The sequence below is a fragment of the Pseudarthrobacter sp. 10T415 genome (assembly GCF_056394175.1).
The window spans coordinates 89,872-109,285 of record NZ_JBFTHJ010000007.1; the positions used below are offsets into that span (position 1 = coordinate 89,872).

Annotated in this window: 19 protein-coding genes; 12 read left to right on the top strand and 7 right to left on the bottom strand. The window is 66.5% G+C overall.

What is annotated here, in order from left to right:
* Window positions 1–17: 17 nt before the first annotated feature.
* A complete protein-coding gene (locus AC1DBN_RS11495; RefSeq protein ID WP_477723236.1) occupies window positions 18–551 on the bottom strand; it encodes a WhiB family transcriptional regulator in 534 nt (177 codons plus the stop codon).
* Between the two features lie 393 nt (window positions 552–944).
* Here AC1DBN_RS11495 and AC1DBN_RS11500 point away from each other — a divergent pair, with 393 nt between their 5' ends.
* Complete coding sequence (locus AC1DBN_RS11500) at window positions 945–1,673, top strand: TIGR03089 family protein (RefSeq protein WP_477723237.1); 729 nt, start codon at window positions 945–947, stop codon at window positions 1,671–1,673.
* Between the two features lie 27 nt (window positions 1,674–1,700).
* Here the strand turns inward: AC1DBN_RS11500 and AC1DBN_RS11505 are convergent, their stop codons facing one another.
* Complete coding sequence (locus AC1DBN_RS11505) at window positions 1,701–2,258, bottom strand: GtrA family protein (RefSeq protein ID WP_091718997.1); 558 nt, start codon at window positions 2,256–2,258, stop codon at window positions 1,701–1,703.
* 175 nt (window positions 2,259–2,433) lie between these two features.
* On the opposite strand from AC1DBN_RS11505, the gene AC1DBN_RS11510 reads away from it, so the two are divergent.
* The 4 genes from AC1DBN_RS11510 to manA are packed head-to-tail and all read left to right on the top strand — an operon-like array spanning window position 2,434 to window position 7,199.
* Complete coding sequence (locus AC1DBN_RS11510) at window positions 2,434–3,630, top strand: 5-(carboxyamino)imidazole ribonucleotide synthase (RefSeq protein ID WP_091718995.1); 1,197 nt, start codon at window positions 2,434–2,436, stop codon at window positions 3,628–3,630.
* Window positions 3,627–4,211, top strand: coding sequence for a 5-(carboxyamino)imidazole ribonucleotide mutase (gene purE, locus AC1DBN_RS11515; protein ID WP_091718993.1), 585 nt, complete (start codon window positions 3,627–3,629; stop codon window positions 4,209–4,211). The genes AC1DBN_RS11510 and purE overlap by 4 nt, the downstream gene beginning before the upstream one ends.
* A gap of 10 nt (window positions 4,212–4,221) precedes the next feature.
* Complete coding sequence (locus tag AC1DBN_RS11520) at window positions 4,222–5,871, top strand: LCP family protein (RefSeq protein ID WP_091718991.1); 1,650 nt, start codon at window positions 4,222–4,224, stop codon at window positions 5,869–5,871.
* A 50-nt stretch (window positions 5,872–5,921) separates the two neighbouring features.
* Window positions 5,922–7,199, top strand: coding sequence for a mannose-6-phosphate isomerase, class I (gene manA / locus AC1DBN_RS11525; RefSeq protein ID WP_091718989.1), 1,278 nt, complete (start codon window positions 5,922–5,924; stop codon window positions 7,197–7,199).
* Here manA and AC1DBN_RS11530 read toward each other — a convergent pair.
* Together AC1DBN_RS11530 and glpX are read right to left on the bottom strand one after the other, a co-directional pair.
* On the bottom strand, window positions 7,196–8,239 hold the full coding sequence (locus tag AC1DBN_RS11530; protein ID WP_314215302.1) for a lipid II:glycine glycyltransferase FemX: 1,044 nt from the start codon (window positions 8,237–8,239) through the stop codon (window positions 7,196–7,198). The two genes, manA and AC1DBN_RS11530, sit on opposite strands and share 4 nt — an antisense overlap.
* A 79-nt stretch (window positions 8,240–8,318) precedes the next feature.
* The gene (gene glpX / locus AC1DBN_RS11535; RefSeq protein ID WP_171908945.1) at window positions 8,319–9,341 is read right to left on the bottom strand and encodes a class II fructose-bisphosphatase; all 1,023 of its coding nucleotides are present in this window, start codon (window positions 9,339–9,341) and stop codon (window positions 8,319–8,321) included.
* 226 nt (window positions 9,342–9,567) lie between these two features.
* Between glpX and AC1DBN_RS11540 the strand changes: the two genes are divergently transcribed.
* The 5 genes from AC1DBN_RS11540 to AC1DBN_RS11560 all read left to right on the top strand — a co-directional run bounded on the left by AC1DBN_RS11540 (window position 9,568) and on the right by AC1DBN_RS11560 (window position 14,902).
* A complete protein-coding gene (locus AC1DBN_RS11540) occupies window positions 9,568–10,248 on the top strand; it encodes a DUF4245 domain-containing protein (RefSeq protein ID WP_231994527.1) in 681 nt (226 codons plus the stop codon).
* Window positions 10,249–10,258: 10 nt separating this feature from the next.
* On the top strand, window positions 10,259–10,873 hold the full coding sequence (locus AC1DBN_RS11545) for a carbonic anhydrase (RefSeq protein ID WP_091718984.1): 615 nt from the start codon (window positions 10,259–10,261) through the stop codon (window positions 10,871–10,873).
* A 107-nt stretch (window positions 10,874–10,980) separates the two neighbouring features.
* Window positions 10,981–12,408, top strand: a complete 1,428-nt coding sequence (locus AC1DBN_RS11550) for a class II fumarate hydratase (protein ID WP_477723238.1) — start codon at window positions 10,981–10,983, stop codon at window positions 12,406–12,408.
* A 131-nt stretch (window positions 12,409–12,539) separates the two neighbouring features.
* Window positions 12,540–13,211, top strand: a complete 672-nt coding sequence (locus AC1DBN_RS11555; RefSeq protein WP_477723239.1) for a TetR/AcrR family transcriptional regulator — start codon at window positions 12,540–12,542, stop codon at window positions 13,209–13,211.
* Entirely contained in the window at window positions 13,208–14,902 is a 1,695-nt protein-coding gene (locus tag AC1DBN_RS11560; RefSeq protein WP_091718977.1) for an MDR family MFS transporter, read from the top strand. The genes AC1DBN_RS11555 and AC1DBN_RS11560 overlap by 4 nt, the downstream gene beginning before the upstream one ends.
* Window positions 14,903–15,030: 128 nt before the next feature.
* Here the strand turns inward: AC1DBN_RS11560 and AC1DBN_RS11565 are convergent, their stop codons facing one another.
* Together AC1DBN_RS11565 and AC1DBN_RS11570 are read right to left on the bottom strand one after the other, a co-directional pair.
* Window positions 15,031–15,501, bottom strand: coding sequence for an NUDIX hydrolase (locus AC1DBN_RS11565; RefSeq protein ID WP_091718975.1), 471 nt, complete (start codon window positions 15,499–15,501; stop codon window positions 15,031–15,033).
* 48 nt (window positions 15,502–15,549) lie between these two features.
* Window positions 15,550–16,110, bottom strand: a complete 561-nt coding sequence (locus AC1DBN_RS11570) for a prepilin peptidase (protein ID WP_477723240.1) — start codon at window positions 16,108–16,110, stop codon at window positions 15,550–15,552.
* Between the two features lie 59 nt (window positions 16,111–16,169).
* Between AC1DBN_RS11570 and AC1DBN_RS11575 the strand changes: the two genes are divergently transcribed.
* Window positions 16,170–16,964 (top strand): hypothetical protein, encoded by a 795-nt coding sequence (locus AC1DBN_RS11575; RefSeq protein ID WP_477723241.1) that lies wholly within the window; start codon window positions 16,170–16,172, stop codon window positions 16,962–16,964.
* A 41-nt stretch (window positions 16,965–17,005) separates the two neighbouring features.
* A complete protein-coding gene (locus AC1DBN_RS11580) occupies window positions 17,006–17,653 on the top strand; it encodes a GNAT family N-acetyltransferase (RefSeq protein WP_477723242.1) in 648 nt (215 codons plus the stop codon).
* Between the two features lie 172 nt (window positions 17,654–17,825).
* Here AC1DBN_RS11580 and AC1DBN_RS11585 read toward each other — a convergent pair whose 3' ends face one another.
* Complete coding sequence (locus AC1DBN_RS11585) at window positions 17,826–19,244, bottom strand: PhoH family protein (RefSeq protein WP_091718968.1); 1,419 nt, start codon at window positions 19,242–19,244, stop codon at window positions 17,826–17,828.
* Window positions 19,245–19,414 lie beyond the last annotated feature (170 nt).

Sequence of the window (19,414 nt, forward strand, 5' to 3'; positions counted from 1 at the left end):
ATGGACATCCTGGTGAATTAGACCGCTCGCTTCCTCAGTCGTCGGCGCTCACGCTCGGAAAGGCCTCCCCAGATGCCGAACCGTTCGTCATTGGCCAACGCGTACTCCAGGCACTGGGAGCGGACGTTGCACGCACCGCAGACCTTCTTGGCGTCACGGGTGGAGCCGCCCTTTTCCGGAAAGAAAGCTTCAGGATCGGTTTGGGCGCACAGGGCGTCCGTCTGCCAGCCCAGCTCCCCTTCGTCGTCGAAGTCCTGCTGGAACGGCAGGCCGATCCACACCGGCTGCACCGTTCCCGGAGCAGCGAGTTCCATGGGCGGATCGAGTTCGTCTTCCGGTTCCGCGCCGCCATCGAGAAGGGCTTCGTGGGCTGCCAGGAAGGCAGTGGCCTGGTCTTCAAGTCCAGTGCCGGTGTTGCTGTTGTAGCGTTCAGCGGCGGCGGGATCGGCGGGATCCACGTACCAATCACTGGGCACCCCCCGGGCACGGTACCTTGCCGTAGCCTGTCCGGCCACGACGGCATCTTCCTGGATACGCTCTGCTTGCCCCACGGCGACCCTCCTGATGTTGCAGCCACTGCCTGGATACGTGGACACTCGGTTGTGTGCCGGTATTTACGCAGTTGCCTTTAGATATCTAATTACACGTGTGTAACTAAGGCGAGTCAAGCCGCAGCCGGGATAATAATCAGTGACCGCGGCGAACCACGTGCACGCCACGCCCGGGAATTTTTACCCCCTGGCGACGCCACCCCCACTCCCACCGGCCAAAAGGACGGAAAGCGGGCTGGAATCGCTGTCGCCGCGCGAAAATAGCGTCCTTCGAAGAAATTAGCAAGCCCGCTTACTACTTCGTGTGATAAAGATCTCATATGGCACCGGCCCCCTGATGTCGGCACCACCGCGCCGGATGACCGGCACGGCGGCCAGTGGCAGGATGGAGGCATGACTACTCCGGCAATCCAGCTGATGAACAGCCTCCGCTCAGGCAACTCCACTGCACCGCGGCTGACGTGGTACGGGCCGGAGGGCGAGCGCGTGGAACTTTCCGGCCGGGTCCTGGACAACTGGGTAGCGAAGACCAGCAACCTGCTGCAGGATGAGCTCGATGCCGAGCCCGGCATGAAGATCAGGCTGGCCCTGCCCGCGCATTGGAAAACGATGGTGTGGGCCCTTGCCGCGTGGCAGCTGGGCCTGGAAACCGTCCTGGAGGGCGAGGGCGCCGACTTCCTCGTCACTGCCGACCCCGACCTGCTGAACGGAAAGGCGGCCGGGCAGGAAGCGGCAGAAGGGACTTACGACGCCGTGATCGCCGTCGCGCTTCCCGCCCTGGCCATGCGGTGGCCGGGTGAGCTGGCCGTCGGCTGCCTCGACTACGCGGCCGAAGTACGCCTCCATGGAGATGTTTTCCTGGCGCATGCCGATCCCGATCCCCTGGCGCGGGCCATCTCAGGATCGGACGGCCGTGAGCACCTACAGCGGGACCTGCTGGAGGGATTCGCCGCCAGCCATGACGGCGGCGTTCGGCTGCACATTCCGGCCGCGGACGGCCTGGAGGCGGCGCTGGCCGATGCCCTCGGGGCATGGAAGCAGGACGGATCCGTGGTGATCACCCACCCGGACGTCCAGCTGACCGACAAGCTGCTCACCGCCGAACGCATCCACGGCAACTGACACCGGCCAGGGGCCGGCAATGGCCAGCTAGGACTTGGCCGGACCGTCCGCGGACGGCTGGCGCTCGTTGTCTGCGGCCACCGGCGCACCGTGGTGGTGCATTTCGATGAGCTCGTGGTCGTGCGAGAATTCCGGCTCTTCGTCCAGCTCCTTGTTGAACACGAGGAAGCGGTAGGCGAAGAAGCGCACCACGGTGGCCACCAGGATGCCCACCACACCGGCCAGGAACAGCAGGTTCTTGTCGGTGACGCCGAGCCCGTACTTGGCCAGGGCCGTGAATCCGGTGGAGATGCCGATGCCAATGCCGTTGATGAGGACGAACATGACGAACTCGCGCAGCACATTGTCCTGGCGTCGGTGGCGGAAGGTCCAGAAACGGTTGGCGATCCACGAGAAGACGGTAGCCACCGTGGCGCCAACGAACCGCGCCTTCGCTTCGCTGTCCGTCATGGGGCCGTGCATGAGGTAATACGTCAGGCCGTTGTCAATGACGAAGGCCACACCGCCCACCGCCCCAAATTTGGCAACCTCGCGCCAAAACAGCGACGCCAGGCCCCGGATGCGGTCTGCAAGTGCGGAAATCATGACCCTCCAAGGCCGTATAACGTGTGGGCCTTTTGGCCAGAGATCCATTTTAGCGCCTCGAACCTTGGAGGAGCCTCCCAATAAACCTCGCTTGAGGGGCCGCGTTACCTCGAATCTCGCTTTCCGCCACGGCCGGAAGCCGGGTTCTCCAGCGGTTTTCGGTAGGCTGGCAGATGTGACTTTTCCAGTAATAGGTGTTGTTGGCGGCGGCCAGCTTGCCCGAATGATGGCCCCAGCCGCGACTGCCCTCGGCTTCGAACTTCGAGTCCTGGCGGAAGGTGAGGACGTCTCTGCCGTCTCCGCGGTGTCCACTTCCCCGGTGGGAGACTACAAGGACCTGCAGACGCTCCTGGACTTTGCCAAGGACCTCGACGTCATGACCTTTGACCACGAGCACGTCCCGGCTGCCCACCTCCGGGCACTCCAGGAGGCCGGAGTCAACATCCAGCCAGGCCCCGACGCCCTCATTCACGCCCAGGACAAACTGGTGATGCGGGCAGCCATTGACCGGCTGGAACTGCCCAACCCGGTGTGGGCCTCCGTTGACGACGTTGCTGCCCTGGTGCGCTTCGGCGATGACACCGGCTGGCCTGTAGTCCTGAAGACTCCGCGCGGGGGCTACGACGGCAAGGGCGTCAGGATCGTCGGGTCGGCGGACGAGGCGGCCGAAACAGCCGACTGGTTCGCTGCCATGAGCCCGCTCCTGGCGGAGGCCAAGGTGGAGTTTACCCGGGAGCTTTCAGCGCTGGTGGCACGGACCCCCGACGGCGAGGCCCGTGCCTGGCCTGTTGTCCACACCATCCAGGTGGACGGCGTGTGCGACGAAGTCATCGCCCCCGCACAGGACATCCCCGTGGAGGTTGCGGCAGCAGCCGAGGACGCCGCGCTGCGGATCGCCGCAGAACTTGGTGTGACCGGTGTGCTGGCGGTGGAACTGTTTGAGACTCCCGGGACCGGGGCGGGCTTCCTGATCAATGAGTTGGCGATGCGCCCGCACAACACCGGGCACTGGACCCAGGACGGGGCAGTGACCAGCCAGTTTGAGCAGCACCTGCGTGCAGTCCTGAACCTTCCACTGGGTGCTACCGATGCGCTGGCTCCGGTAACAGTCATGAAGAACTTCCTGGGCGGCGACAACCAGGACCTGTATGCGGCATTCCCGCAGGCCCTGGCCAGCGAACCGGCGGCCAAGGTGCACTGCTACGGCAAGTCGGTGCGGCCCGGCCGCAAGATCGGCCACGTCAATCTGGTGGGCGCCTCCACCACGGAAGTAGAGTCAGTGCGGCGCCGGGCCGGGATTGTGGCCGGCATCATCCGTGACGGGCGGGCACCTGCAGAAGAGCCGCCCATGACATTCGAGGAGAACGCATGAGCGCCCCCACCACACCGGCCAACGGATCCGCGGCAAGTCCCCTGGTAGGGCTGGTCATGGGCTCCGATTCGGATTGGCCCGTCATGGAAGCGGCGGCTGAAGCGCTGGCAGAATTCGGCATCCCGTTCGAGGCCGATGTGGTGTCGGCGCACCGGATGCCCACGGAGATGATCCGGTACGGCCAGACCGCCCACGAGCGCGGCCTTCGCGTGATCATCGCCGGTGCCGGCGGCGCGGCACACCTGCCCGGCATGCTGGCCAGCGTCACTCCCCTGCCGGTCATCGGGGTGCCTGTTCCGCTGAAGACGCTGGACGGCATGGACTCCCTGCTGTCCATCGTCCAGATGCCCGCCGGCGTGCCCGTAGCCACGGTGTCCATCGCCGGAGCCCGCAACGCAGGCCTGCTGGCCGTGCGCATGCTGGCTTCCGGGACCGACGAACTCGCCGCGTCCCTTCGCGCGGACCTGCTCGAGTTCGCCGCGGACCTCAACGCTGTGGCCTCCCGCAAGGGTGCCAACCTCCGGCAGAAGGTCAGCGAGGTCTTCGCCGAGGGCAGCGGAACACTGCGGGGCAACCGTTAGGACCGCCGGAATGTCCAGCAGCAAGGTCCCCCAGTCCGGGTCTGACACGTCCCTGACAGACCCGGTCCGCTACCCGGTGAGCGCTTCGCCGCCGGTGCGGACCAAGCGCGCGTTCGTCCTGATCCTGCTGACGCTGTTCGTTCCGGGCAGCGCGCAGCTCGTGGCGGGCGACCGCAAACTGGGGCGGACGGCGCTGCGCGTGACGCTCTGCGCCTGGGCGGCCATCGTCCTTGCGCTCCTGCTGCTGCTCTTCAACCGGCCACTGCTCATCAACGTCATCACCAACCAGTTCGCCTCGCTGGTGATCATCCTCGTCCTGGTGGCCCTCGCCATCGGCTGGGCTGTCCTGTTCATCAATACCCTGCGGCTCATCCGGCCTGTGCTGCTGGTTCCCGGCGCGCGGCCGGGCGTCGGCATCGCCCTGGTCCTGGCGCTGGTCATCAGCAGCGGATCCCTGGGCTACTCGGCGTACCTGCTCAACGTGGGGCGCAACGCCATTGGCAGCATCTTCTCCTCCGGTCCGGCCATCGATCCCGTGGACGGACGCTACAACTTCCTCATGATGGGCGGCGACGCCGGTGATGACCGCACCGGCCGCCGGCCGGACAGCCTGTCGGTGCTCAGCGTCGATGCCAAGACCGGGCAGACGGCCATCATCTCCATTCCCCGCAACTTCCAGAACGCCCAGTTCAGTGAGGGCTCGCCCATGCGGTCGGTCTACCCGGACGGCTACAACTGCGGCGACGAATGCCTGATCAACGCCATCAACACCGAAGTCACCAACCAGTACGCGGACCTTTACCCGGGCGTTGCCGACCCCGGCGCCCAGGCCACCATGGAAGCGGTGTCCGGAACGCTGGGGATGCCCATCCAGGCCTACGTGCTGGTGGACATGGAAGGGTTCTCCACGCTCATCGACGCCATGGGCGGGATCAGGATCAAGGCCGGCGGCTGGGTTCCCATGAGCGGCTACTTCGACGAAGCCACCAAGACGCACGGCATGCCGCTCGGCTGGATCCCGGCCGGCGAGCAGACCCTGAACGGCGACCAGGCGCTGTGGTACGGACGGTCCCGCGAGTACGTGGACGACTACGCCCGGATCCAGCGCCAGCAGTGCGTGCAGCAGGCCATGCTCAAGCAGCTCGATCCGGCCACCCTCCTCGCCAAGTTCGAGGACATTGCCAAGGCCGGAACCAAGGTAGTCGACTCCAACATCTCCTCGTCGCAGCTGGGCAGCTTTGTGGACCTCGCCATGAAGGCCAAGGGCAAGGAGGCCAAGCGCCTCACCCTCGGCCCGCCGGACTTCGATGCATCGTTCTCCACGGTGCCGGACTTCGACCAGATCCACGAGCGGGTGGACCAGTTGCTGGCCTCCGCATCCGGCGCCCAGTCGGCAGGAACGGCCGACGACGTCATGGCAGTACCAGCCGCGGGCGGCGGGCACGTGCAAGCATCCGGCAGCCGCTCCCCCGACGTGCTGCAGGCCGGCGGGAGCACTGCGCAGCAGGCCACCCCGGCGCCGTCGGACTTCACCCCGGTGACCACCACGCCCGACGGCGAACCGATCACTGCCGAGATGCTGAACCAGCTCAAGAGCGAAGGCAACGAGGAAGCCATCCGGCAGCTCGTAGCAACGAACGGCCAGTGCGCGCCGCTCTAGCGCGCATGGCGGAACCGCCCTGACAGTCCCAACCAAGAAACGGAACGGTTTTGTACGAGATTGACAACGTCCTCCGGGACTACGCGTGGGGATCCACCACAGCCATCGCAGCCCTCCTGGGCCGGTCCGAGTCCGGGGCCCCTGAAGCTGAACTCTGGATAGGCGCCCACCCTGACTCGCCGTCCACCGCCCATGTCCCGGAGGACCGGAGCACCGCTCCGCTGGACGCGCTGATCACCTCTGACCCGGAGCATTTCCTGGGGGCGGAGTCTGTGGCACGTTTCGGCCCGCGCCTACCGTTCCTGGCGAAGATCCTTGCCGCTGCCCAGCCGCTGTCCCTCCAGGTCCACCCCAGCCTGCAGCAGGCGCAGGCCGGGTTCGCCCGTGAAAACGCTGAGGGCGTGGCCCCGGACGCCCCGCACCGCAACTACCGGGACGACAACCACAAACCGGAAATGATCCTGGCGCTGACGCCGTTCGAGGCCCTCTGCGGCTTCCGGTCAGTAGCAGCCACCCGCGGGATCCTGCAGCATGTTGCGGACACCGTCAGCCATGAAGGTGGAAGCCCCGGGGATTCCGGGCGTGAGGGCGCTGCCCTGGTGGCGGCCCTGCTTTCGGACCTCGACGGCGAAGCCCATGCCGGTGATGAAGGCGCCGGCCTGCGCAGGGCCTTTGAACGGCTCATCACCGGCGGCGAGGACGTCGCCACGGCCACGTCCCAGGTGGTTGCCGCACTGATCGGTGGCAGCCTGGCGCCTTATGAGGCCGAGCTCGGCACAGTTATCAGCCTGAACGAGAAGTACCCGGGCGACCCCGGGGTGCTGATCTCCCTGCTGCTGAACCGCCTCTCGCTGCAGCCGGGCGAGGCCGTATACCTCCCCGCGGGCAACGTGCATGCCTACCTGCACGGCCTGGGGGTGGAGGTGATGGCGTCCTCGGACAACGTGCTGCGCGGTGGCCTCACGCCGAAGTACGTTGATGTTCCGGAACTGCTGCGCACCATCGACTTCAGCCCGGTGGCGGTCCCCATGCTGGAAGCCGAACGGTCGGACCTGGGCCAGGAACTTTTCCGGCCGCCCTTCGCTGAGTTCCAGCTCCAGCGGATTGAGCTCTCGCCCGGCGACGGCCCGGTGCCGCTGGCACAGTCCGGCGCAGCAGTGGTGATCGTGGTGGCCGGCGGAATCTACCTGGACTCACCCAAGGGCGACCTGCGCCTGGAGCGCGGCGCCAGTGCTTTCCTCGCCGCCGCCGAGGCTCCGGTGAACGTGCACCTGGCCTCGGACAGCGCCGAGGCGGCACTGGCGTTCGCTGTAACGACCGGCCTTTAGCCCCGGCGCAGCAGCGTCCGTGCCCGTCCGGCGGCGGCTTTGGCCAGCCGCCGGGCGGTCTGGAGCCCGCGGCGGGCCAGTGGCATCGCTTTCGAGTAGGCCGGGTAGAACGGTGAGAGCGGCTTTTCCCACGTTCCCAGCAGCATGTTTTCGTGCTTCGCGAACTGCTTCTTGAAATCGGAGATGCCGTCGTTGAGCAGGCCGTTGAAGTCGTACCGGGAGCATCCGTCCTCCCGCATGGCCTGCAGGGCAGCCCACTTGACGCCGTAGTTCACGCGCTGCTTCTGCCCTTCGGCCGAGACGCCGCCGTAGAGTTCAAACGCCGTGGCGCCGCTGCGGGCGAGCCAGACGAACGCCAGCAGCTGCTCGCCGTCGAACGCTCCAATGATGGGCGAGCCGTCACCAAGGTTCCGGAAGATGTCGCGGTAGTACTGGTCCTCGTGGATGCCAAACCCGGCACGCTCGGCTGTCTCGTGGTAGATGGCCAGGACCTGTTCGAGCTCGGACTCGTTCTTGACCTTGCGGAATTCGACCTCGCTGCGCATCGCCTTCCGGATGTTGGCCCGGGTCGACTTCGACATTTCGGCCATGAGCTCGTCATCGGTCCGGGTGAGGTCCAGGATCAGGGTCCGCGGAATGAGCACCGTGTTGGTGGTTTCCCGGAATCCCGCCCCAGCCACGGCCCCGGCGTAGGCCGAGTCCTTGTCCCAGTCGGGTTCGATGCTCAGGGCCACGCCGCGGTGCCGGATGGCGGCATGGTCAGCAAGGCTGTTGAGGACGGCTTGGGTGTCCTCCACCGAGCACATCGGGCCCCTGGGGATGTAGACCAGTGCCCGGAAAGGCAGCGGCAGCGGGCGGACCAGCAGCTGGGCGGCTCCGACGGTGGCCTCGCCGTCCTTCAGCAGCACCCGGTCCACCGACCAGCCGTGCATGGCCTTGGTCTCTCCCCAGCCCCAGAGCTGCTGCGGATGCCCGTTGAACATGTCGACGGATTCATCCCAGAGGGCGCGGTCAGTACAGGGCACAACAGCAGGAATCATGGCTTAAACCCTATACCAGCCTTTAACGCCGAAGCCCCGGAGCGCCGTTGGGCGCTCCGGGGCTTCCGGGGAACTGTGGTCAGCTCTTGCGGGCGTAGCCTTCCCACTTGCTGGCCTGGTGCTCGCCGTCCACGAAGCGGATGGTGCCGGACTTGGACCGCATCACGATGGACTGGGTGAGGACCTTGTCCTTGGAGTAGCGCACGCCGCGCAGCAGGTCGCCGTCGGTGATGCCGGTCGCCGCGAAGTAGCAGTTGTCGCTGGAGACGAGGTCGTTGGTGGAGAGGACCCGCTCAAGGTCGTGGCCGGCGTCGATCGCCTTCTGCTTCTCTTCGTCGCTGGTGGGCCACAGACGGCCCTGGATGACGCCGCCGAGGGACTTGATGGCGCAGGCAGCCACGATGCCTTCAGGGGTGCCGCCGATGCCCATCAGGGCGTCAACGCCGGTGCCGGAACGGGCTGCAGCGATGGCGCCGGCGACGTCGCCGTCCATGATGAACTTGGTGCGGGCGCCGGCTTCGCGGATCTCCTCGACCAGCGGGCGGTGGCGGTCGCGGTCCAGGATCATCACGTTGAGCTGGTTGACCTTGACGCCCTTGGCCTTGGCGATCAGGTGCAGGTTCTGCTTGACGGGCAGGCGCAGGTCCACCATGTCAGCAGCTTCCGGCCCGGTGACGAGCTTTTCCATGTAGAAGACGGCGGAGGGGTCGAACATGGAGCCGCGTTCGGCCACGGCGAGGACGGCCAGGGCGTTGTTGATGCCCAGGGCGGTCAGCCGGGTCCCGTCGATCGGGTCAACGGCAACGTCGCATTCGGGGCCGGTGCCGTCGCCGACGCGTTCACCGTTGAACAGCATGGGGGCTTCGTCTTTTTCGCCTTCGCCGATGACCACAACGCCGTTGAAGTGGACGGTCTGCAGGAAGGAGCGCATGGCGTCGACGGCTGCACCATCGGCGGTGTTCTTGTCGCCGAAGCCCACCCAGTGTCCGCCGGCGATGGCTGCTGCCTCGGTGACGCGGACGAGCTCGAGGGCAAGGTTGCGGTCCGGCTCATCGTTGCCCACAGCAAGGGACGGTGAGATCGTGGAGTACTTCTGGGTCATGGACGCTGGTGACACGTTAACCTCTTCTTCGAGTGGCGATCATTGAACCCGTCCCGCCGGAGCAGCTGGACGGTGATTCCTCTGCTTTCGATCATAGTCGCGGGACGCGGTGCCGGACGGCGGATGACGCACACCCGCAATGTGCACGCGGTGTGCGGGACTCCCTCCGGGAGGCGCCGAATGGAAGTCCCATGCCGGCATGGGCGACTATGGAGGGGTGAATGAGATGCAGGAGAAGACCAGCCCCACCCCTGACCCGGCAGGAACCGGAGGCAGCGGCGGGGCCGGCGCCAGGGACGCAGGCGCCCCCGTAAAGCCTGTCATTCCGGCGGCAGCGGCCAAGCGGGCGAATGCTTCGGTCATCGGCATGGTCATCGCCCTGGTGGTGAGCATCGCCGCGTTCCTTCCCGTCATCCTCATGAACCCGCTGCCCAAGAGCGACGGATACCGCCCGGACATCGACGTCGCGGGCATCTCCCAGCGGGCGGCGGATGTGGCGGGATTCACACCCGCGGCGCCTGATACCGGGAACGCGTTCCGTGCCAACTATGCGCGCTGGGAAGCGGGGACCGGCAACGGCGTCCCCACATGGGAGGTGGGCTTCCTGACCCCCAAGGAGTCCTTCATCGCCCTGGTGCAGACCAGCAAGGCCAACCCCACGTGGCTCCTGCAGCAGACCAAGAACGCCCCGGTGACCGGGACCCGCAGCGCGGGCGGCCAGGAATGGGAGCTCCGGGACACGGGCAAGGGCGAGAAGTCGATGGTGCTGGACTACCGCGGCACCACCGTGGTCCTCTCCGGCGCGGCGCAGCTGGACGAATTCGGCATCCTGGCCGACGCCGTCGTGAAATCCATGGACAGCAACCCGGCCGTCACAGTTTCACCGTCGGCACCCGCCGCACCTTAATGTAGTAAGCGTGGCTACTAATCTGACTCCTGCACTGGCCTGGCGCCGCCTGCGCGAAGGCAACGAACGATTCGTCAATGGCGAATCCTCCCATCCGAACCAAAACGCCGACCACCGGTCGTCCCTGGTGGAGACCCAGCATCCGTTCGCGGTGATCTTCGGCTGCTCCGACTCCCGGCTTGCCGCGGAAATCATCTTCGACGTGGGCCTCGGCGACGTGTTCGTGGTCCGCACCGCCGGCCAGGTCATTGACGACGCTGTCTTGGGCTCGCTCGAGTACAGCGTCGGTGTGCTCGGGGTGCCGCTGATCGTGATCCTTGGCCACGACAGCTGCGGAGCCGTCACAGCCACCAAGTCGGCCGTCGAGACCGGCGACATGCCCGCCGGCTTCATCCGCGACCTCGTGGAGCGCATCACCCCGTCTGTCCTGACCTCACTGCGCAACGGCCAGCCGGAGGTCAACGACATGGTGGTGGAGCACGTCAAGCAGACATCCCAGCGCCTTGTAGACAGCTCGCGTGTGATTTCCGACGCAATCGAGGAAGGCCGCACAGCGGTCATCGGGCTTTCGTACCGGCTGGCCGAGGGCCGCGCCGACCTTGTTTCCGGAATCGGCGAGCTCTAGCAACCATTGACGGACCCGTGGAGCGGGTCCCGGGACGGCCGGGCAGGCCGCCCCGGGGCCCGCTTCACGGTTTTCGATGGGGCGGCCGGGAGCCATAAGCTAGCCCCATGACTTCCACTGAAGAGTTCCGCATTGAACATGACACGATGGGCGAAGTCCGCGTCCCCGTGAACGCACTGTACCGCGCGCAGACGCAGCGGGCAGTAGAGAATTTCCCCATCTCCGGCAAGACCCTGGAGCGCACCCACATCGAGGCGCTGGCACAGGTCAAGAAGGCAGCTGCCCAGGCCAACGCAGAACTGGGCGTGCTCGACGGCGAGCTGGCCAAGGCGATTGCCGACGCTGCCGACGAGGTGGCAGCCGGCAAGTACGACGGCGACTTCCCCATCGACGTTTTCCAGACCGGTTCCGGCACCTCCTCGAACATGAACACCAACGAGGTCCTGGCAGAGCTGGCCACGCGCGCACTGAAGGCCGCCGGCAGCGACAAGGTGGTCCACCCCAACGACCACGTCAACGCTTCACAGTCCTCCAACGACGTGTTCCCCACGTCCGTGCACGTGGCCGCCACGTCTGCGCTGATCAACGACCTGATCCCCGCCCTTGGCTACCTGGCCGAGTCGCTGGAGCGCAAGGCCGTTGAGTTCAAGGACGTCGTCAAGTCCGGCCGCACGCACCTGATGGACGCCACTCCGGTGACCCTGGGCCAGGAGTTCGGCGGCTACGCCGCTCAGGTCCGCTACGGCATCGAACGCATCAACGCCGCGCTCCCCCGCGTGGCCGAGGTCCCGCTGGGCGGCACCGCCGTGGGTACCGGAATCAACACCCCCGCCGGGTTCCCGGAGCGGGTTATCGAACTGCTCGCCACGGACACCGGCCTGCCGCTGACCGAGGCCCGCGACCACTTCGAGGCACAGGCCAACCGCGACGGCCTGATCGAGGCGTCCAGCCAGCTGCGCAACATCGCGATCTCCTTCATGAAGATCAACAACGACCTGCGCTGGATGGGTTCCGGCCCCAACACCGGCCTCGGCGAAATCGCCATCCCGGACCTGCAGCCCGGCTCCTCCATCATGCCGGGCAAGGTTAACCCGGTCATCTGCGAGGCATCCATCATGGTGGCCGCCCAGGTCATCGGCAACGACACCGCCATCGCCTGGTCCGGCACCAACGGCGCATTCGAGCTCAACGTCGGCATCCCGGTGATGGCCGCGAACCTGCTCGAGTCCATCCGCCTGCTGGCCAACACCAGCCGCGTGATGGCAGACAAGATGATCGACGGCATCACGGCCAACGTGGAGCGCGCGCGCTTCCTGGCCGAGGCCTCCCCCTCGATCGTCACGCCGCTGAACAAGTACATCGGCTACGAAAACGCAGCCAAGATCGCCAAGACCGCCGTCAAGGAGGGCCTGACCATCCGCCAGGCCACCGAGAAGCTCGGCTTCGTCGGCGATGGCGAAGGCAAGGTCTCCGAGGCTGACCTCGACAAGGCACTGGACGTCACCACCATGACGGCACCGGCCCACAAGGCCTAAAGCACTTAGCGCCCGACGGCGGCGCCCACCTTCCCAGCGAAGGCGGGCGGCCGCCGTCGTACTTTAAGCCCCTCCCGCCCGACCTAAGCCAAAAGTTGCACCATTCATGACTTAGTGCAAAACTTTACTTTGTGACTGATAGTGCAAATTCCGATCCTGGCCTGCGGGAACGCAAACGGGCCGCCACCCGGACCGCCATCACCGCCGCCGCCAGGGCCCTGACCTCGGCGCGGGGCCTCAGTGGCTACACCGTGGAGGAAGTCTGCGAAGCGGCCGGCATCTCACGCCGGACCTTCTTCAACTACTTCCCCGCCAAGGAAGACGCCATCATCGGCCACGCCGAGGACGACGTACCGGCGGACATCATCGAAGAATTCGTCGCCGGCGGCGCGGGCTCCCCCGAAGGCGACATCTCCCCCACGCTGTTCCAGGACCTGGTGAAACTCTCCCTGCGGCTGGCCGACGGCATGTCGGCCTCCGAAGAGGAAACCCGTCAACTGATCGCTGTGGTCAAGAAGGAGCCCCAGCTCATCCTGCGGATCATCGGGGTGACAGAACAGCGCGAGGCGCAGTTCGCCCGCGACGTCGCACGGCGTGAAGGGGTGGCGCCGGACCACCCAGTCGTGCAGATGGCCGTGGTGCTGCTCAGCACCATCGCCCGCAAAAGCAGCATGGCCTACTTCTCCGACGGCAACACCCGCAGCTACCCGGAGCTGCTGCTGGAAAACATCTCGGCAGCAAGCCTCCTCTTCTCCCAACCATTCGACAGCACGGCCACCGCCGCAGCAGAAGGAAACGCATGAGTACCGCAACCGCCACACCGCCGGCAGGGCCCCTGCTGCTGACCCAAAAACGCATCTGGATCATCTTCTCGGCCCTGATCGCCGGAATGCTGCTGTCCAGCCTCGACCAAACCATCGTCTCCACCGCCATGCCCACCATCGTGGGCAAGCTCGGCGGCGTGGAACACCAGGCCTGGATCACCACCGCATACCTGCTGGCCACCACCATCGTGATGCCCATCTACGGGAAATTCGGTGACATCCTGGGGCGGCGCAACCTGTTCCTGGTGGCCATCGCCCTGTTCACCCTCGCCTCACTGGGCTGCGCGCTGGCCACGGACTTCTGGGGCTTCGTCATCTTCCGCGCCATCCAGGGGCTGGGCGGCGGCGGACTCATGATCCTTTCCCAGGCCATCATCGCCGACATCGTTCCGGCCAAGGACCGCGGCAAGTACATGGGCCCGCTGGGCGCCATCTTCGGCCTGTCCGCCGTGGCCGGTCCGCTGCTGGGCGGCTTCTTCGTGGACCACCTCACCTGGGAATGGGCCTTCTACATCAACATCCCCGTTGGCCTGGCCGCCTTCGCCATCGCCTGGTTCGCCCTGACGCTGCCGAACAAGAAGGCTGAGAAGCGGATCGATGTCCTGGGCGTTGTGCTGCTCTCCGTCGCCACCACCTGCCTGATCTTCTTCACCGACTTCGGCGGCAAGAAGGACGAGGGCTGGGATTCACCCCTTACCTGGGCCTTCGGCGCCGGCCTGCTGGTGTCCGCCGCCGCGTTTGTCTTCGTGGAGCGCCGTGCGGAAGACCCCATCATCCCGCTGAGCCTGTTCCGCAACCGCATCTTCATCAACGCCACCGCCATCGGCTTTACCCTGGGCCTGGGCATGTTCTCGGCCATCGCGTTCGTTCCCACGTTCCTGCAGATGTCCTCCGGCACCTCCGCCGCCGAGTCCGGGCTGCTCATGCTCCCCATGATGGCCGGTCTGATGGGTACCTCCATCTACTCGGGCATCCGGATTTCCAAGACTGGCAAGTACAAGATGTTCCCCATCCTGGGCGCTGCGCTCACGATGGCCGCCATGCTCTGGATGACCACCCTGGCCGCGAGCACACCCATCTGGGTGATCTGCGTGCAGCTGTTCGTCTTCGGCGCCGGGCTGGGCCTGATCATGCAGGTAGTAGTCCTGGTGGTGCAGAATTCCGTGCCGGCGGAGCAGATCGGCACCGCCACCAGCACCAACAACTACTTCCGCGAGGTGGGCGCCGCCATGGGCGTGGCGATTTTCGGATCCCTGTTCACCACCCGCCTGTCCGAGTCGCTGACCAGCGCTTTCACCGGTGCGGGCGCATCGGCCGAGCAGGCATCGCAGTCCACCAGCACCCTGGACCCGCAGGCCATGAACCAGCTCCCGGAACAGCTGCGGGACGCCATCGTCAATGCCTACGCTGATTCGCTGGCCCCGGTGTTCTGGTACCTGGTGCCGTTCATCGCCATTGCCCTGCTGTTGGCCATCACCCTCAAGCAGATCCCGCTGTCCGATACGGCCGGCATGGTGGCCCGCGGCGAAGCCGTCGGCGGCGAGGAAGCTGAGCGGCTGGCCGCCGGCCTGCCCGGCGTTTCCGCAGGGCAACATACTCCCGCCGGGGACGCCGGCGACGCGGCCATGGCACGGGACGACGACGGCGAGCTGGTCTCGCAGGGCCGCTGACCGCCGTCGTACGCACCGCCGTCGCACCCGGTCCGGTGCAGCGAATGAGCTGACAGGGACGCCGCAATCTTTGGGGGTTGCGGCGTCCCTGTTCGTTTCAGCGGCCTGCCGGGGGTGAGGCGCGATTTTCAGGGCTCGTAATGGACGGCGTCATGGGGCGCCAGCGCACGTTCGATGCTCTCCAGGTCCCGCGGCCGGATGTCCGGAAGGCCATCGAGGGGGAACCAGCCCACGGCAAGGGATTCGTCATCGTTGACCCGGGGCTCGCCGGACACGTGACGGCACCGGAACACGATGTCCAGGAAGTCGCACACATCCCCATTGGGGAAGGTCACGGGGCCGGAGACGCCGACGGAAACCATGCGCTCGGTCTCTGCCACCACCGCGGTCTCCTCGAAGATTTCCCGCACCAGGCCGGGGCCCGGGTGCTCCCCCGGATCGAGCAGGCCCGAAATCAGGGCCCACCGGCCGTTGTCGGATCGCTGCCCCAGCAGGATGTGCCCGTCGTCGTTGACCACCACACCCCGTACTGCAGGAATCCACAGTGGATCGTGGCCGATTTTTTCACGGAGTTTGAGGATGAATTCGGGCGCTGCCATGGCTTCAGCCTAACGGCCGCCCGGGGCTGGCCTGACCTTTCGGCGGCGTCAGGCGGCAGGCAGCAGCAGCATCGCGGCCGCGGTGCCCGCCAGCATGAACGGACCGAAGGGAATGGCTGATTTGAGGCTGCCGCGGCGGGTGGCGAGCAGTCCGAGGCTCCACAGTCCGCCCAGGAGGAAGGCCGCGAACGTTCCGGCGAACACGTGCCCCCAGCCGAGGTAGCCGAGGTACATGCCCAGCACGCCGGCGAGCTTCACGTCACCGAATCCCATGCCGGGCGGATACACCAGGCGGAGGACGAAGTAGAACAGCCACAGCACCGCTCCCCCGGCGAGGACACGGCCGCCGGGCAGGCCGAAAAGCCTGGCACCGCCGTCGGGTACGGCCGCAGCGTCCGCCCCTGCCACTAGGACCGTAGCCACCGCGGCGAGCAGGAGCACCCCGGCCACCCCATAGGAGGGGAAAACGATCCGGTTGGGCAGGAGGTGGTGGCGGACATCGATCACCGTGAGGCGGACTGCCATCACCGCAAAGTAGAGGCATGCCGCCAGCACCAGCCAGAACGCGAGGGGGGTGTCCAGCCACAGGTCGCCGAGTCGTCCGATCACCCCTCGGATGCTACTGGAATTCCCCTGCCCGCCCCACCGTGTCCGCGTAAACTGTGGATATGTCAGCCTGGGATTCCCGGCGGCGCCCGGATCCCGCCGGCGGCGCATCCCCCTCAGATCCCACCGCCATGTTCCGCAGCCTGTGCCGGTCTTCGCCGTGGAAGTGGCAGTCGCTTCGCTTTGAGTACTGGGATGAGCCATTCGACGCGGCACCGGCTCCGGGAGCTTCCCTGGTCCGGGCGTGGCTGCGCCGGCCGGGCGCGCTGCGGCTGGAGAGCCCCGAAGGGCTGGTCCTCCACAGCACAACGGGAATCAACGATTCCAGGGATGGCCTCTACGTCGGTTCCACCCGCAAGTCCTGGCTCCTCCCGCCCCACCTGGTCTCCCCTGTGTACGGCGCGGCCGGACTGGTGAAACGGCGTCCGGAGGCGGCCTACGGTGAGCCCGGGTTCGGCAACGGACGGTTCTCCGCTGCACTGGACCCGGTGGAGCTTGCCGGCAATTCCCCTGCGCCGCTGGAGTTTCCGGGCAGCAACCCGGTACAGGTGGAGGACGTGCGCACCGTGGACCACGAGGGCAGGCCTGCCCTGGAGGCCGTGGTGGCGCCCACTCCCGCTTACCAGCCCTGGGATCCGGCTGCTCCCCTGTGCCTTGCCGGCCGCTCCTTGGTGCGGGTGGACCTTGGCACGGGCGTCTGCGTGGCCAGCCGTTCGCTGGAGCACACCACCGAAGGCTACGGACACTGGCTGCGGATTCTCGGCGTCGACGAGTACATGCTGGACGACCTCTTCCTCGCCGAATCGATGAACCTCACCGACGTCCGCCGCCACATCAGCTGGGACGTGCCCGCCTGACGTGACAGGCAGAGGTGCACGTGATCGGCTAGGCTTCGCGGATGATTAGCATGAGCTCCATCTGGCCGCTATTCGACCTGCAACTGACCACTCCCCGGCTGGAGCTCCGGCCCATCACGGATCAGGACATCCCGGCAGCCGTCAACGCCGCCCGCAGCGGCATCCACGACGCCGCCAGGAGCCCGTTCAGCACGCCATGGACAGAACTGCCCGACGACGAGCTTGGCCCGAACATGGCCCGCTGGTACTGGCGATGCCGCGGCGGGTTCAGTCCGGAAGACTGGACACTGCTCCTGGGCATCTGGCACGAGGAGCAGTTCATCGGCTGCCAGGACGTGGGCGCCAAGGACTTCGCACTGTTGAAAACCGTCTCCACCGGATCGTGGCTCAAGCAGTCCGCCCAGGGCCGGGGGCTCGGCGCAGAGATGCGTGCCGCCGTCGTGCTCTGGGCCTTCGACTGGCTGGGCGCCGACGTCGCCGAATCCGAAGCCGCGGACTGGAACGCAGCCTCCCTCGGCGTCTCCCGCACCCTCGGCTACGAGCTGAACGGAACCACCCGCCAAGCCTGGGGCACGCAGGTCGAGACAGTCCAGAAAGTCCGGGTCACGCCAGCCACCTTCAAGCGCCCCGACTGGACCTTGCAGGTAGAAGGCCACGAAGCAGCGGCCAAGTTCCTGAACGTCACCTGAGAAGTTGCCGTAGCTGGGTTTGTCCGGTCCCAGCGCTTCGCCGTCGCTGAGACACCTCCCGCCGCGCCGCTCCGGTCGCCGGGCGACCGGCGGCGGCCCTATGCGGTGTGTCTAAGCGACGGAGAAGGGCCGTGGCCCGGCAAACCGGACCACGACCCCTCTGCCTGGTGGCTTACCCCTCGAGAAGCTCCGTTACCAGCGCTGCGATGGGGGACCTTTCTGAGCGGGTGAGCGTGATGTGGCCGAAGAGCGGGTGGCCTTTCAGGGTTTCGACGACGGCGGCGACCCCGTCGTGGCGGCCGACGCGGAGGTTGTCGCGCTGGGCGACGTCGTGGGTGAGTACGATCTTCGAGTTCTGGCCGATGCGGCTCATAACTGTCAGCAGGACGTTCTTTTCGAGGGACTGGGCCTCGTCCACGATGACGAACGCGTCGTGCAGGGAACGGCCGCGGATGTGGGTGAGGGGCATGACCTCAAGCATTCCGCGGTCCATGACTTCCTCCACCACTTCCTGGCTGACCAGGGCGCCCAGCGTGTCGAAGACGGCCTGGGCCCAGGGGTTCATCTTCTCGGACTCAGAGCCGGGCAGGTAGCCGAGTTCCTGACCACCCACGGCGTAGAGGGGGCGGAACACGATGACCTTGCGGTGCTCTCGGCGTTCCAGGACCGCTTCGAGGCCCGCACACAGGGCCAGGGCCGACTTGCCGGTGCCGGCCCGCCCGCCGATGGAGACGATGCCGACGGCAGGGTCCATCAGCATGTCGATGGCCAGCCGCTGCTCGGCGGACCTGCCGTGGAGCCCGAACACGTCCCGGTCGCCCTTGACCAGGCGCACCTGCTTGTCCGCGCCCACCCTGCCCAGGGCGGAACCCCGGTTGGACAGCAGGACCAGCCCGGTGTTGACCGGCAGTTCCGCGGCGGCGGGGATGAACACCGGTTCGTGGCCGTAGAGGGTGGAGATCTCCTCCTCGTTGGCCTCGACCTCGGCCACCCCGGTCCAGCCGGAGTCCTTGACCAGCTCGTTGCGGTACTCGTCCGCCGTCAGCCCCATCGCCGATGCCTTGACGCGCATCGGCAGGTCCTTGGACACCACGGTGACGTCCTTGCCTTCGTTGGCGAGGTTCTTCGCGACGGCGAGGATGCGGCTGTCGTTATCACCGCTGCGGAACCCGAGCGGAAGTACCTCGGCGGAGATGTGGTTGAGCTCCACCGTGAGGGTACCGCCGTCGTCCCCGATGGGGATGGGCTGGTTCAGGCCGCCGTGCTTGACCCTCAGGTCGTCGAGGAGCCGAAGCGCCGCGCGGGCAAAGTAGCCAAGTTCGGGGTCGTGGCGCTTTGCTTCGAGCTCGGTGATCACCACGATGGGGACGATGACTTCGTGTTCTGCGAACCGCAGCAGCGCCCGGGGGTCCGAGAGGAGGACGGAGGTGTCGATCACGAAGGTGTGGATCAGGGAATCCCTTCCGGAGACGGCAAAACCGGCCGCAGCATCAGTTGCCGCGCCGGTTTTTTCAGTGGCTCGCACAGTGCGAGAGGTAGCTGTTCCTGCCTGGTCTGAAAGGACCTCATGCAGTTTTTCAGAAGTAGCCACATCGACTCCAGCCCCGGGCCCCAGCCCGGCCTTGTTATTGGTGAGGCGGCTCGGCCAAGAGGCCGGGTCCGGCCTCCCATACAACCGGTGCGATGTTTCGCTCCATGTACTGGCCTCCCCGATCAGCCGGCGGTTTGCCTGCTGATGGATATAACGTAAATCCAGCCCCC